Annotated in this window: 15 protein-coding genes; 13 read left to right on the plus strand and 2 right to left on the minus strand. The window is 48.3% G+C overall.

The genetic code is table 11. The features are described from left to right. Positions 1–7: 7 nt before the first annotated feature. Both ABC765_RS03760 and ABC765_RS03765 read left to right on the plus strand, forming a co-directional pair. The gene (locus ABC765_RS03760; RefSeq protein WP_347980750.1) at positions 8–1,177 is read left to right on the plus strand and encodes a hydroxymethylglutaryl-CoA synthase; all 1,170 of its coding nucleotides are present in this window, start codon (positions 8–10) and stop codon (positions 1,175–1,177) included. Between the two features lie 84 nt (positions 1,178–1,261). Next, a complete protein-coding gene (locus tag ABC765_RS03765) occupies positions 1,262–1,837 on the plus strand; it encodes a pyridoxamine 5'-phosphate oxidase family protein (protein WP_347980751.1) in 576 nt (191 codons plus the stop codon). Positions 1,838–1,866: 29 nt separating this feature from the next. Here the strand turns inward: ABC765_RS03765 and lexA are convergent, their stop codons facing one another. Next, positions 1,867–2,493, minus strand: coding sequence for a transcriptional repressor LexA (gene lexA / locus ABC765_RS03770; protein ID WP_033935046.1), 627 nt, complete (start codon positions 2,491–2,493; stop codon positions 1,867–1,869). A gap of 166 nt (positions 2,494–2,659) precedes the next feature. On the opposite strand from lexA, the gene ABC765_RS03775 reads away from it, so the two are divergent. Both ABC765_RS03775 and ABC765_RS03780 read left to right on the plus strand, forming a co-directional pair. Beyond that, complete coding sequence (locus ABC765_RS03775; RefSeq protein ID WP_033935047.1) at positions 2,660–2,911, plus strand: DUF896 domain-containing protein; 252 nt, start codon at positions 2,660–2,662, stop codon at positions 2,909–2,911. Between the two features lie 90 nt (positions 2,912–3,001). Further along, positions 3,002–3,232 carry a YneF family protein gene (locus ABC765_RS03780; RefSeq protein ID WP_034540131.1) on the plus strand — a complete coding sequence of 77 codons (231 nt, stop codon included), beginning with the start codon at positions 3,002–3,004 and terminating at the stop codon, positions 3,230–3,232. Between the two features lie 135 nt (positions 3,233–3,367). On the opposite strand, the gene ABC765_RS03785 is transcribed toward ABC765_RS03780, so the two are convergent. Further along, complete coding sequence (locus ABC765_RS03785; protein ID WP_347980752.1) at positions 3,368–4,006, minus strand: 1-acyl-sn-glycerol-3-phosphate acyltransferase; 639 nt, start codon at positions 4,004–4,006, stop codon at positions 3,368–3,370. Between the two features lie 133 nt (positions 4,007–4,139). On the opposite strand from ABC765_RS03785, the gene ABC765_RS03790 reads away from it, so the two are divergent. From ABC765_RS03790 to ABC765_RS03830, 9 genes are all read left to right on the plus strand, one after another. Continuing rightward, on the plus strand, positions 4,140–4,898 hold the full coding sequence (locus tag ABC765_RS03790; RefSeq protein ID WP_347980753.1) for a tRNA1(Val) (adenine(37)-N6)-methyltransferase: 759 nt from the start codon (positions 4,140–4,142) through the stop codon (positions 4,896–4,898). Next, positions 4,882–5,163 carry a GIY-YIG nuclease family protein gene (locus tag ABC765_RS03795; protein WP_347953038.1) on the plus strand — a complete coding sequence of 94 codons (282 nt, stop codon included), beginning with the start codon at positions 4,882–4,884 and terminating at the stop codon, positions 5,161–5,163. Before ABC765_RS03790 ends, ABC765_RS03795 begins: the two co-directional genes overlap by 17 nt. Positions 5,164–5,250: 87 nt before the next feature. Then, on the plus strand, positions 5,251–6,249 hold the full coding sequence (locus ABC765_RS03800) for a D-2-hydroxyacid dehydrogenase (protein ID WP_347980754.1): 999 nt from the start codon (positions 5,251–5,253) through the stop codon (positions 6,247–6,249). Between the two features lie 209 nt (positions 6,250–6,458). Then, positions 6,459–7,457, plus strand: coding sequence for a D-2-hydroxyacid dehydrogenase (locus ABC765_RS03805; protein ID WP_347953040.1), 999 nt, complete (start codon positions 6,459–6,461; stop codon positions 7,455–7,457). Between the two features lie 168 nt (positions 7,458–7,625). After that, complete coding sequence (gene rpsB, locus ABC765_RS03810; RefSeq protein WP_033935051.1) at positions 7,626–8,417, plus strand: 30S ribosomal protein S2; 792 nt, start codon at positions 7,626–7,628, stop codon at positions 8,415–8,417. A gap of 106 nt (positions 8,418–8,523) precedes the next feature. Further along, complete coding sequence (tsf, locus tag ABC765_RS03815; RefSeq protein ID WP_347980755.1) at positions 8,524–9,399, plus strand: translation elongation factor Ts; 876 nt, start codon at positions 8,524–8,526, stop codon at positions 9,397–9,399. A gap of 85 nt (positions 9,400–9,484) precedes the next feature. Next, positions 9,485–10,207: a UMP kinase gene (pyrH, locus tag ABC765_RS03820; RefSeq protein WP_006499135.1), complete on the plus strand. Its 723-nt coding sequence runs from the start codon at positions 9,485–9,487 to the stop codon at positions 10,205–10,207. Between the two features lie 3 nt (positions 10,208–10,210). Next, the gene (frr, locus tag ABC765_RS03825; RefSeq protein ID WP_347953041.1) at positions 10,211–10,774 is read left to right on the plus strand and encodes a ribosome recycling factor; all 564 of its coding nucleotides are present in this window, start codon (positions 10,211–10,213) and stop codon (positions 10,772–10,774) included. 196 nt (positions 10,775–10,970) lie between these two features. Continuing rightward, on the plus strand, positions 10,971–11,741 hold the full coding sequence (locus tag ABC765_RS03830; RefSeq protein ID WP_376752110.1) for an isoprenyl transferase: 771 nt from the start codon (positions 10,971–10,973) through the stop codon (positions 11,739–11,741). Positions 11,742–11,751: the final 10 nt, after the last annotated feature.

Below are 11,751 nucleotides of genomic sequence, written 5' to 3' on the forward strand. Positions count from 1 at the left end.
AGTGCAGATGAAGATCGGAATTGATAAGATGGCGTTTGCGACAACGTCAGAATATATTGACCTGGCGGAATTAGCAAAAGTTCGCGGCGTTGATCCTAATAAATATCTGATTGGCATCGGCCAAAGTGAGCAGGCGGTTTTGCCACCTACGCAGGATATCGTGACACTGGGAGCAGCTGCTGCCGACAAGCTGCTGAATGAACGTGATCGAGCACGCATTGCCACTGTGATCGTTGCTACGGAATCGGGAATCGACAACTCCAAAGCCAGCGCAATCTACATCAAGCGGCTGCTGAATCTGGATGACTACGTACGGACCGTAGAAGTCAAGGAAGCCTGTTATTCAGCAACGGCTGCGATTCAGTTTGCCAGAGGACAGGTGGCATTGGAACCAGAAAAGGCGGTTTTGGTAATTGCAGCCGACGTGGCGCGTTATGGCTTAAAGACGGCTGGCGAGGTTACGCAGGGAGCAGGTGCCGTTGCCATGCTGATTACGGCTGCACCGCGGATCCTGGCGATTGAACGGACCAGCGTTGCCTATTCGCAAGACGTGATGGACTTTTGGCGGCCGCTTTATGCTACCGAGGCCATGGTCGATGGCAAGTATTCGACCAATGTCTACATTGACTTTTTCAAGCATACGCTGAGCCGCTATGAAAAATTGACGGATCGCAAGCTGGATGATTTTGCGGCAATCGCTTTTCATCTGCCATTCACCAAGATGGGCAAAAAAGCTTTGGAAGCCGTTTTGGGCGAGCGCGATGATCAAACGGCCTGGCGTCTGCGCAAGGCACTGCTGGCCAGCCAAAACTACAGTCGTCGCGTGGGCAACCTTTATACCGGCTCGCTTTATCTCGGCTTGATGTCGCTTTTGCAAAATGATCCTGATCTAAAGGCCGGGGAGCGCATTGGTCTGTTCAGCTACGGATCAGGTGCGGAAGGCGAGTTTTACAGCGGGATTCTGCAGCCTGGCTATCAAGAACAGCTGAGCAACGTGGCAGGAGATCTGAGCGAACGCCAGCTGATCTCGATTGCGGCCTATGAGCAGCAATTCAACGATCAGCTGGGAATGAACAAAGCAGACGTTGAGTACGATATCAACGCAGACCCAGCTCGTTTCGTCTTAGCCGGTCAAAAGAATCATCAGCGCCAATACGTTGATAAGCAGCAGCTGTAAAGTTTTCAAGCTGACTGAGATTGCAATTCGTCATTGCCTTTTTTATAATTTATTAAAAAACAATTATAAAAGAGGCGCTTTTTGATGAGAAATGATATCTATTTTGATCCGATGACGGTTGAATGGGTAATGGCGCATTGCGATATAGCGCGGCTGGGCGTGCAGGATGGTGATTCGGTTTATGTCGTTCCCGTCCACTTTGGCTATGAGCTGGATGAGCACCAGCATTTTCATCTTTACTTTCATGGAAATGCGGCTGGTCAGCGCGCCAGTTTGATGCAGGCCAACCCACATATCGGTGTTGAAATGGAAACTGACTATCAGCTGCTTCCCGCGCTGCAGGACAGTGCTTTTAGTGCCCGTTTTCGCAGCGTGATTGGCAAAGGGGTGGTCAAAGAACTGACTGATGCGGCTGATAAGGTCCATGCCTTAACCGTAATGATGCATCATTACGTGGCCAGAATGCCGCACCCGCTAACCGAAGCGATGGTTGAGCAGGTTCATGTCTGGCGCGTAGATTTGGATGAAGTCTCCTGTAAGGTAAAAAATCCGGACCATGATTGGCAAATGATTTTAAAACAGCTTGGTCATGCGCTTGAAACTACTGATGCAGTAACTGCCAGCAGTCAAAAATCTGCTGCCGATGAGAATCAGGAATAAAAAAGAGATGGGAAACTCCCATCTCTTTTTTAATAGATGCTGTCGCGAAAAAGCCCGACGACTTTGCCTAAAATAGTTACCTGATCCAAGATGATTGGGGCCATTGTGTCGTTTTCCGGCTGTAGGCGATAATGACCGTTTTCCTTGAAGAAACGCTTGCAGGTAGCCTCATTGTCATCATTCATGGCAATTACGATATCGCCATTTTTAGCAGTATCCTGTTTACGAACGATGACCTTGTCGCCGTTTAAGATCCCCATGTTGACCATGGAATTGCCTTGAATCTGCAGCATGAACAGATCGTTATGGTCCGGAATCGAAGGCGGGATCGGGAAATAATCGGTTGCATCTTCGACCGCGAGAATCGGCTCACCGGCAGCAACGATCCCTAGTAATGGAATTTTTTCCTGCTTTGGCGCAATTCCCAAGACGTCCATGCCGGCGGGCGTAATCTCAAGGGCACGCGGCTTGGAAGGATCCTTTTGCAGATACCCCTTCTTGATAAGCCGATTGATATGCCCGTGAACGGTAGATGTAGATGAAAGGCCGACAGCTTTACAGATTTCGCGAACGGTTGGCGGATAGCCGTGAGTGGCGACCTGTTGATGAATGTAGCTGAGAACGGCCATTTGCTTGCTGGCTGCTGTTTTTACCATGTTGCCACCTCATTTTCAGATTTGGAGCAATTATATCATACTTGCCAAACATTTTCAAACATACGTTCGTTGAAACTTGACTGCGCGGATTGCTTGCTAAATAATGCGGCGTTCGCTACACTAAGTAACGTAAAAATCGCTGTTTAAGGCAGAGGGGAAGAAAATTATGGCTGATTCACAAGCACAAGAAAAGCTGCTCAAACGAATCAATGAGCTGGCACACAAAAACAAAGCAGAAGGACTGACCGCGGCCGAAAAAGCAGAACGCAAACAGCTGCGCGATCAATATCTGAAAAATTTCCGGGAAGCTTTTCGCTCAAATATTGAGATGATGCGGATCTTTGATAAGGATGGCAAAGAGGTTACGCCGGAAAAAGTTCGGCAGATTCAACGTAAAAAAGGGCTGCGCGACGACTGATTCAATGATTAATTCATCGAATGCGCCTTTTATTTGACGCAGATATCGTGTAACATTAGTATCGTTATCTAAAATAAGGGGGAAATATCCATGAGTACTGGGCTTAGTATCATGTTGATCATCCTGGCGCTGCTGGTTGGCCTTTTGGTTGGCTTCTTTGGCGCTCGGAAATACATGGAAAACTACCTGCGCAACAATCCGCCAATTTCTGAAGATATGCTGCGGACGATGATGATGCAAATGGGCCAAAAACCTTCAGATCGCAAACTGCACCAAATGATGCAAGCGATGAAGGCTCAAGCTCGTAAAGCAGGCAAATAACAATTAAAAAGGACCGGTGCCCTGCATCGATCCTTTTTGATTAGTGTTGATGAAGACCCAGATTATCACGAGCTGGAACTGATTCTGGTCAGCTGATTGCCAGGATAAATTATAATTCAAAAATGATGAGCCTGATTAAAAGTCATCGTTTTTGGGTTTTTCTGGCATATAGTAGTGGTAATTGGGATCAAGCTCGTTATCCAGCTGATCAAACGCCGTCTGCATCTGTCGTTCCAATTCCTGCTGATTTTCATCGGTCAGCCGCATTTTACGGTCAATATAGATCGGTTCGCCAAAACTGATCTTGCGCTTTTGCCGTTTAAAGATGCCGCTTAGCTTCAATGGTCCCTGGTAGACGGCAGGCACCAGCGGCACGTTGGCCATTTTGGCAATAATCAGCGCGCCGCCTTTGATCTTGCTGGAATAGCGCGAGCCGGTCGGGAAGATGATGGTTGAGCGATCACTGTTTTTCAGCAGCCTGACCGGGGTTTTGATGGCAGAGGGGCCGGGGTTCTTGCGGTTGACTGGAAAGGCGCCCAGCTTGCGCAGAAACCAGTTGGCAAGGCGCCCTTTAAACAACTCTTCTTTGGCCATGAACGTAAATTTTTTAGGATAAACGGCCAGCGCCAATAAAACCGGGTCCATCCAGGTACGATGCGGTGCGACGATAATATAGTTGCCCTCAGGAAGGCGATCTTTATGTTCAATCTGGGGCCGGCCATTGAACAGCGTCAAAAGCGGATTGACCAGATGAACCAAGAAATCATAGAGCATTTAAACAACTCCCAATTTTTAAAGTAATTTATATTTAGTATGACGAACCGTCGCCAAACATGCAAGCAAACAAACGCATAGCATAATTCGAAAACATGTTAAATCAAATGACAGCAATCAAGTGAGGGAAAATATGACAACCGTTCAGCTAAAGCCAAATGAGCGTATTGATCAGCTCAGTGCGCAAGGGGTACGAATCATTCAATCCAGCGAGGTCTTTGCTTTTTCGCTGGATGCCGTCTTGCTGGCAGATTTTGTGCGTCCCAATCAGCGCCAGCAAATCAAAATCGTGGACCTGTGTGCCGGCAATGGCGCAATCGGTCTGTTTTTGCATCATAAGCTGGGGGGCCATTTTTATGAGATCGAGCTGCAGGAACGGCTGGCTGACATGGCTCAGCGTTCTGTTGCCTTAAATGATCTGACGGCCCGCTATGAGGTGATCAATGATGATGTTGCCAACGTCTACCAATACGTAGCCAAGGATCGAGCCGATGTGGTAGTGTGCAATCCGCCTTATTTTAAGAATGCGCCGGCTAGTCAAAAAAATCCTAATCGCTATCTGGCCATTGCCCGTCATGAATTGACGATCGATTTGGCAATGGTCTGTGATCGGATGAGCGGCCTTTTAAAGATGAATGGACGCGGCTATCTGGTTCATCGACCGGACCGCCTGCCAGAAATCTTAGCGACAATGACGGCTCATCGATTGGCGCCCAAGCGGATCAAGTTCGTCTATCCCAAACCGGGCATGGAAGCAAATATGGTACTGATCGAGGCGATTAAAGACGGCAAGCCTAATGGTACGCGGATTATGCCGCCGTTGATCGTAGCGGGTGAAGATGGCGAGTACGGTCCGGAAGTGCAGGCGATGCTTAATGGCTCAAATATCTGAGCAGCATTATTATTTTTACGTTCTCTATTGTGCGGATCACACGCTTTATGGTGGTTATTCCACGGATGTCTGGCGCCGGTTTGCGATGCATCAGTCCGGCAGAGGAGCCAAGTATACCAGGCCCAAGAAGCGTCATCCGCTTAAGCTTTTGTATTATGAGGAGTTTGACAATCAGCATGATGCGCTGAGTGCGGAATGGCATTTTAAACATCAGTCGCGAGCTAAGAAAATCGCTTATCTGCATGCTCATAATATTAAAATTTGATTAAAGATTCTTCCATTCAAGCAAATCTGTCTGTATAATCGGTTTTTGGAGATCAAGATTTGTTTATGTAGTGGAGGAATTTGAGATATGAAGATTATTGCGTACGGGATTCGTGAAGACGAACGCCCTTATGTCGAAAACTGGCAATGGGCCAATCCAGACGTGGAACTGGTCTGTACCGGCAAGCTGCTGGACGTTGAGTCGGCTGAACTGGCCAGGGGCTGCGATGGCGTGGTTGCCTACCAGCAGAAAAGCTACTCGGCTGAGCTTTTAAAACGGCTGCATGAAATGAACATTCACAACCTTTCATTGCGCAATGTCGGTATTGATAACGTTGACGTTGAGGCTGCCGTTAAATACGGTTTTAAGATTACCAACGTGCCGGTCTACTCGCCAGCTGCGATTGCTGAATTTGGCGTCACGCAGCTGATGAATCTTTTGCGGCGGACCAAAGAGTACCAGGCTAAGTTTGCCAAGCGCGACTATCGCTGGGCTCCAAATATTTCTAAAGAGCTTAATCAACAGACGGTCGGCATTGTCGGGGCTGGGCACATTGGCCGGGTAATGGCGCATATCTGCCGTGGCTTTGGTGCTCGCGTGATGGTCTACAATCACCGTCCTAAGCCAGATCTGGTTAAGGCTGGCGTATTTACTGATTCTTTAGATGAACTGTATAAGGAATCGACGGTGATCTCTTTGCACGTGCCGGCCGTTAAGTCAACCTACCACATGCTCAATCGGGATGCTTTTGCCAAGATGCAAAAAGGCGTCTTGATCGTTAACATGTCGCGGGGGTCCTTGATTGATGAGCAGGACTTGATTGCGGCTCTAGACAGTGGTCAGGTTGGCGGTGCGGCTTTGGATGTCCTGGAAGATGAGACCAAGATCTTTAACAAGAATATGGCCAATCAGCCGTCCAACTATCCAGCATTTGATAATTTAAATCAGCGCGAGAACGTTTTGATTACGCCACACACTGCTTTTTATACTGATGAGGCCGTGCGCAATATGGTTGAGCAGAGCCTGGATGCCAATCGGGAGCTGATTTTAACGGGTGCCAGCGATAAAATGGTCAGCTTGGCATGATAAGCAAAACGCGATGTTTTAGCGACATCGTGTTTTTTTGAGCAATCGATTTGATTCTGATGAGGCACCTGGAAACGCTTTCTTGGTATTTCGGACGTATTGATACGGCTTTCATAAACGATCGCCAGGAAATTTGTTTGCTTTTGAGCTTTTGGAGTATACTAGAGACACGATGAAAAATAACTAAGCCAATCGGAGGTATGAAATCAATGAAGATTTTAGCTTACGGTATTCGTGAAGATGAAAAACCTTTCGTTAAGGAATGGGAACAAGAAAATCCCGAAGTTGACGTTGAAATCACCGACCAGCTGTTGGATGATGAAACGGTTGCGATGGCCAAGGGCTTTGACGGCGTTGTTGTCTATCAGCAAAAGCCATACACGGACACGGTTTTTGAAAAGCTCGACTCCTATGGCATTCACAATGTCTCACTGCGCAACGTTGGGGTTGACAACATGAACCCAGCTACGGTTAAGAAGTATGGGTTTAAGGTTACCAACGTACCGGTATATTCACCAGCTGCCATCGCGGAATTTTCCGTTACGCAATTGATGAACCTGCTGCGGCGGACCAAGGAATACTTCCACAAGTTTGAACGTGGCGACTTCCGCTGGGCACCACAGATTTCTCAAGAACTGAACCAGCAGACGGTCGGCGTTATCGGGACTGGTCACATTGGCCGGGTTGCAATCGATATCTACAAGGGCTTTGGCGCCAAAGTAATTGCTTATGACGTTTACCACAACCCTGAACTGGAAAAAGAAGGTCTCTACGTTGACACTTTAGATGAGCTCTATGCCAAGGCTACGGTGGTTACGCTGCATATTCCGCTGTTCCCATCCACTGAGCACATGCTGAACAAAGAAGCCTTCGACAAGATGCGTGATGGCGTCTTTATCGTCAATGCATCGCGTGGTCCGCTGATTGACGAGCAGGCCTTGATCGATGCGCTTGACTCTGGCAAGGTTGCCGGGGCAGCATTGGATGTTTTGGAAGATGAAACCAAAGTCTTTAACCACAACATGGTGGGCAAGAATATGACCTATCCAGAATTCTGGAATCTCAATTCGCGTGAAAACGTTCTGATTTCGCCACACACGGCTTTCTACACCAATATTGCCGTTCAGAACATGGTTAAGTTCAGTCTGTCAGCCAACAAAGACCTGATCGAAACGGGAACCTCTGATAAGCTGGTTAAGTTTGACTAATTCAAATAATTGAAGAAAAAAGGCTTGCGGTGGCAGGCCTTTTTTTGTATACTATCAGTCGGTGCTAAATGCCCAATTCACACCTGGCGGGATGTCAGAGGAAGTGCCAAATCGGTGCCCCTGACAGATGAACGACAGGGAGGAAAAAACTATTTGGAGGTATGATTCATGTCTGTTGTTAGCATGAAGCAATTGCTTGAAGCCGGTGTCCACTTTGGTCACCAAACTCGTCGCTGGAACCCTAAGATGAAGCCATTCATCTTTACGGAACGCAACGGCATCTACATTATCGATCTGCAAAAGACGGTCAAGATGATCGACACTGCCTACGACTACATGAAGGACGTTGCTGCTAAGGGCGGCGTTGTTCTGTTCGTTGGTACTAAGAAGCAAGCACAAGACTCTGTTGAAGAAGAAGCTGTGCGTGCAGGTCAATACTACGTCAACCACCGTTGGCTGGGTGGTACCCTGACCAACTGGAAGACGATCCAATCTCGGATTGCTCGCCTGAAGGAATTGAAGAAGATGAGCGAAGATGGTACGTTCGACGTACTGCCAAAGAAGGAAGTTTCCGTGCTGACTAAGCAACGCGAAAAGCTGGAACGTTTCCTGGGCGGTATTGAAGACATGCCACGCATCCCAGACGTTTTGTACATTGTGGACCCACACAAGGAACAAATCGCTGTTAAGGAAGCTCAAAAGCTGCACATTCCAATCGTTGCCATGGTTGACACCAACACTGACCCTGACGATGTTGATGTTATCATCCCATCCAACGATGATGCTATTCGTGCCGTTCGTCTGATCACGGCTAAGATGGCAGATGCTGTCATCGAAGGCAAGCAAGGCCAAGACGATGCCAAGCAAGCCGAAGCAGTCGTTGAAGCTGCTGACGAACCAAAGGAAGTTTCTTCAGACGATCTGCAAAATCTGAAGAACAGCGTTGAAGGCAACAACTAACCAAATTAGTTAACGCTTGGGCTGTTTTGCAGTTTGGACCATTTTGGCCTAAGCGCAAAACAGCCTTTTTCATTAAAAACAACTATTTTTAAGGAGAGACGTACTCATGGCTGAAATCAAAGCTAAGCAAGTAATGGAACTGCGGAAGAAGTCCGGTGCCGGAATCATGGACGCTAAAAAGGCCCTGGTTGCCAGTGATGGCGACATGGACAAGGCAATGGACTGGCTGCGTGAAAAGGGGATTGCCAAGGCTGCCAAGAAGAGCGACCGCATCGCTGCTGAAGGTCTGACCAACATTGCAGTTGACGGCAACACGGCAGTTATCGTTGAATTGAACTCAGAAACGGACTTTGTGGCTGCTTCTGACCCATTCAAGGAATCACTGGCTGACGTTACCAAGGTGCTGCTGGAAAACAAGCCAGCCGACCTGGACGCTGCTTTGGCTTCCAAGACGGCCAACGGTACGCTGAACGATGACCTGATCTCCACGACTCAAAAGACTGGTGAAAAGGTTTCTCTGCGTCGCTTCGCCATTGTTAACAAGGAAGACGGCGACAACTTTGGTGTTTACCTGCACCAAGGCGGTCGGATTGCTGCGCTGGTCGTTCTGCAAGGCGCTGACGAAGAAACGGCTAAGGACGTTGCCATGCACGTTGCTGCCGTTAACCCAGAATTCATGACGCGCGAAGAAGTTCCAGCTGATCGTCTGGCTCACGAACGCGAAGTCTTCAAGGAAGAAACGCTGAACGAAGGCAAGCCTGAAAAGATCGTCGACAAGATCGTTGAAGGCCGTCTTAACAAGTTCCTGTCCCAAATCTGCCTGGCAGACCAAGACTTTGTCAAGGACCCAGACGTAACGGTTGCTGAATACGTTGAATCCAAGGGTGGCAAGCTGAAGAGCTTCACCCGCTACGAAGTCGGTGAAGGTATCGAAAAGAAGCAAAGCGACCTGGCTGCTGAAGTCAAGGAACAACTGAAGTAATTCGTTAATTGACGAAATTGCGCACTGGTCGATGACATCGGTGCGCTTTTTTTGCAAAATCATGCATAGCAGGAAGGAATTTCAAATGTCTAAAGTAAAATACAACCGGATCGTTTTGAAGCTCAGTGGTGAAGCTTTGGCGGGTGAAAAAGGCTTTGGTATCAATCCGCCAGTAATCAAAAAGATTGCTGAAGAAATCAAGCAGGTCTGCGATTTGGGCGTTCAAGTCTGCATTGTCTGCGGCGGTGGCAACATGTGGCGCGGCGTTACCGGCGAACAAATGGGAATGGAACGTGCTCAGGCTGACTACATCGGCATGCTGGGTACGATCATGAATGGCCTGTCGCTGCAGGATGCATTGGAATCAGTTGGGGTGCCAACGCGGGTTCAAACGGCCATTGAAATGCGTCAGATTGCCGAACCATACATTCGTCGCAAGGCTATCCGTCACCTGGAAAAGGGTCGCGTGGTAATCTTCTCTGCTGGTACGGGTTCGCCATACTTCTCGACTGACACGACGGCTGCATTGCGGGCTGCCGAAATGGATGCCGATGCAATCTTGATGGCTAAAAATGGCGTCGATGGCGTCTACTCTGCTGATCCAAACAAGGTCAAGGATGCCGTTAAGTTTGATCATCTTACGCACATGGACATTTTGGACAAACACCTGCAAGTGATGGACTCCACTGCCAGCTCGCTGTCAATGGACAATCACATTCCATTGGTAGTCTTCAATCTGAACACGCCTGGCAACATTGTGCGTGTTGTTAAGGGTGAAGAGATTGGGACCACGATTGAGGGGGAATAAATAATGGCTGATGGTAAACAAATCCTAGCAGAAGCTAAAGAAAAGATGAACAAGTCTGGTGACGCGCTGCGGCGGGCATTGGCTGACATTCGGGCCGGTCGTGCCAATGCCAGTCTGCTCAACTCGGTCAAAGTTGAGTACTATGGTGTGCCAACGCCTTTAAACCAGGTTGCTTCGATTACGATTCCAGAAGCACGGCAACTGCTGATCTCGCCATACGATGAAAGTCTGCTTGGCGAAATCGAAAAGGCAATCTATGCTTCCAACCTGGGCTTGACGCCACAAAATGACGGCTCGGCAATTCGGCTGGTAATTCCACAGCTGACTGAAGAACGCCGTAAGGAACTGGTCAAGCAGGTCAAGGCGGAACTGGAAAAGGCCAAGGTTGCGGTTCGTAACGTGCGGCGCGAAGCCATGGACGATCTGAAAAAAGGCAACAAGAACGGCGACTTTAACGATGACGAATTCCACAAGCTGGAAGACAAGGTTCAAAAAGAAACCGATGAAGGAATCAAGAACCTGGAAAAGATTGCCGAAGAAAAAGAAAAAGAACTGCTGGAAGGCTAAGTTCTATATTCTGTTTCAAAAAAGAAATCAGCGCGCGTGGCGTTGGTTTCTTTTTTTGTTTTGACTGACAATCAAGACCCAGAATGCAAAAACCGGCTTTAAAATTATGCATAGTTGGCGACAAATGTAGAGCCAGGCCTAGATTTCTGTTAAAATGAAAAGTGTTGCAATTAAAAAACAATGCGGAAATGGAGGGTTGTTCTTGTTTAACAAGAATCACCAGGCGGCAGACGAGCCGCAATTGGATATGTCCCGCATCCCAGCTCATGTCGCCATTATCATGGATGGCAATGGCCGCTGGGCGCAGGCGCGACACCTGCCTCGCGTGGCGGGTCACAAACAGGGCATGCAGACGGTTAAAAAAGTCACGATTGCTGCCAGCGATCTTGGCGTAAAAGTACTTTCGCTGTATGCTTTTTCAACGGAAAACTGGAAGCGGCCGGAAAGCGAGGTCAGCTACCTGATGGACTTGCCGATTCGCTTCTTTAATACGTTCGTGCCAGACCTGGTTAAGCATAACGTTAAGGTAACGGTTATGGGTGATATCACCAGACTGCCAGAAAAAACGCAAAAAGCCGTTAATGATGCAATGGCTGATACCAAAGACTGTGACGGCATGATTCTAAACTTTGCGCTCAACTATGGCGCGCGTGATGAAATCAAGCGTGCCGTGCAGACAATCGCGCAACAGGCGGCAATGGGCGAGCTGGATCCTGCTTCTATTACAGAAGACACAATCAGCAGGCATCTGATGTCAGCACAGCTGGGCGAGTTTGCTGATCCTGATCTTTTGATTCGGACCAGTGGTGAAGAGCGAATCTCAAACTTTATGCTCTGGCAGATTGCCTATAGTGAGCTGCTGTTCGTACCAGAACACTGGCCAGACTTTGATGGCGAGACGCTGAAACGCTGTCTGATTGATTTTCAAGGGCGGCACCGTCGCTTTGGCGGTTTGGTAAATAAATAGAAACGGGTGA

Origin of the sequence: Limosilactobacillus sp. WILCCON 0051, from assembly GCF_039955095.1 — a bacterium.
Taxonomy (GTDB): domain Bacteria; phylum Bacillota; class Bacilli; order Lactobacillales; family Lactobacillaceae; genus Limosilactobacillus; species Limosilactobacillus allomucosae.

Bases quoted from the DNA above. Each gene is read 5' to 3' on its own strand.
- ABC765_RS03760 (WP_347980750.1), top strand. From the start codon at position 8: ATGAAGATCGGAATTGATAAGATGGCGTTTGCGACAACGTCAGAATAT.
- ABC765_RS03765 (WP_347980751.1), top strand. From the start codon at position 1,262: ATGAGAAATGATATCTATTTTGATCCGATGACGGTTGAATGGGTAATG.
- lexA (WP_033935046.1), bottom strand. From the start codon at position 2,493: ATGGTAAAAACAGCAGCCAGCAAGCAAATGGCCGTTCTCAGCTACATT.
- ABC765_RS03775 (WP_033935047.1), top strand. From the start codon at position 2,660: ATGGCTGATTCACAAGCACAAGAAAAGCTGCTCAAACGAATCAATGAG.
- ABC765_RS03780 (WP_034540131.1), top strand. From the start codon at position 3,002: ATGAGTACTGGGCTTAGTATCATGTTGATCATCCTGGCGCTGCTGGTT.
- ABC765_RS03785 (WP_347980752.1), bottom strand. From the start codon at position 4,006: ATGCTCTATGATTTCTTGGTTCATCTGGTCAATCCGCTTTTGACGCTG.
- ABC765_RS03790 (WP_347980753.1), top strand. From the start codon at position 4,140: ATGACAACCGTTCAGCTAAAGCCAAATGAGCGTATTGATCAGCTCAGT.
- ABC765_RS03795 (WP_347953038.1), top strand. From the start codon at position 4,882: ATGGCTCAAATATCTGAGCAGCATTATTATTTTTACGTTCTCTATTGT.
- ABC765_RS03800 (WP_347980754.1), top strand. From the start codon at position 5,251: ATGAAGATTATTGCGTACGGGATTCGTGAAGACGAACGCCCTTATGTC.
- ABC765_RS03805 (WP_347953040.1), top strand. From the start codon at position 6,459: ATGAAGATTTTAGCTTACGGTATTCGTGAAGATGAAAAACCTTTCGTT.
- rpsB (WP_033935051.1), top strand. From the start codon at position 7,626: ATGTCTGTTGTTAGCATGAAGCAATTGCTTGAAGCCGGTGTCCACTTT.
- tsf (WP_347980755.1), top strand. From the start codon at position 8,524: ATGGCTGAAATCAAAGCTAAGCAAGTAATGGAACTGCGGAAGAAGTCC.
- pyrH (WP_006499135.1), top strand. From the start codon at position 9,485: ATGTCTAAAGTAAAATACAACCGGATCGTTTTGAAGCTCAGTGGTGAA.
- frr (WP_347953041.1), top strand. From the start codon at position 10,211: ATGGCTGATGGTAAACAAATCCTAGCAGAAGCTAAAGAAAAGATGAAC.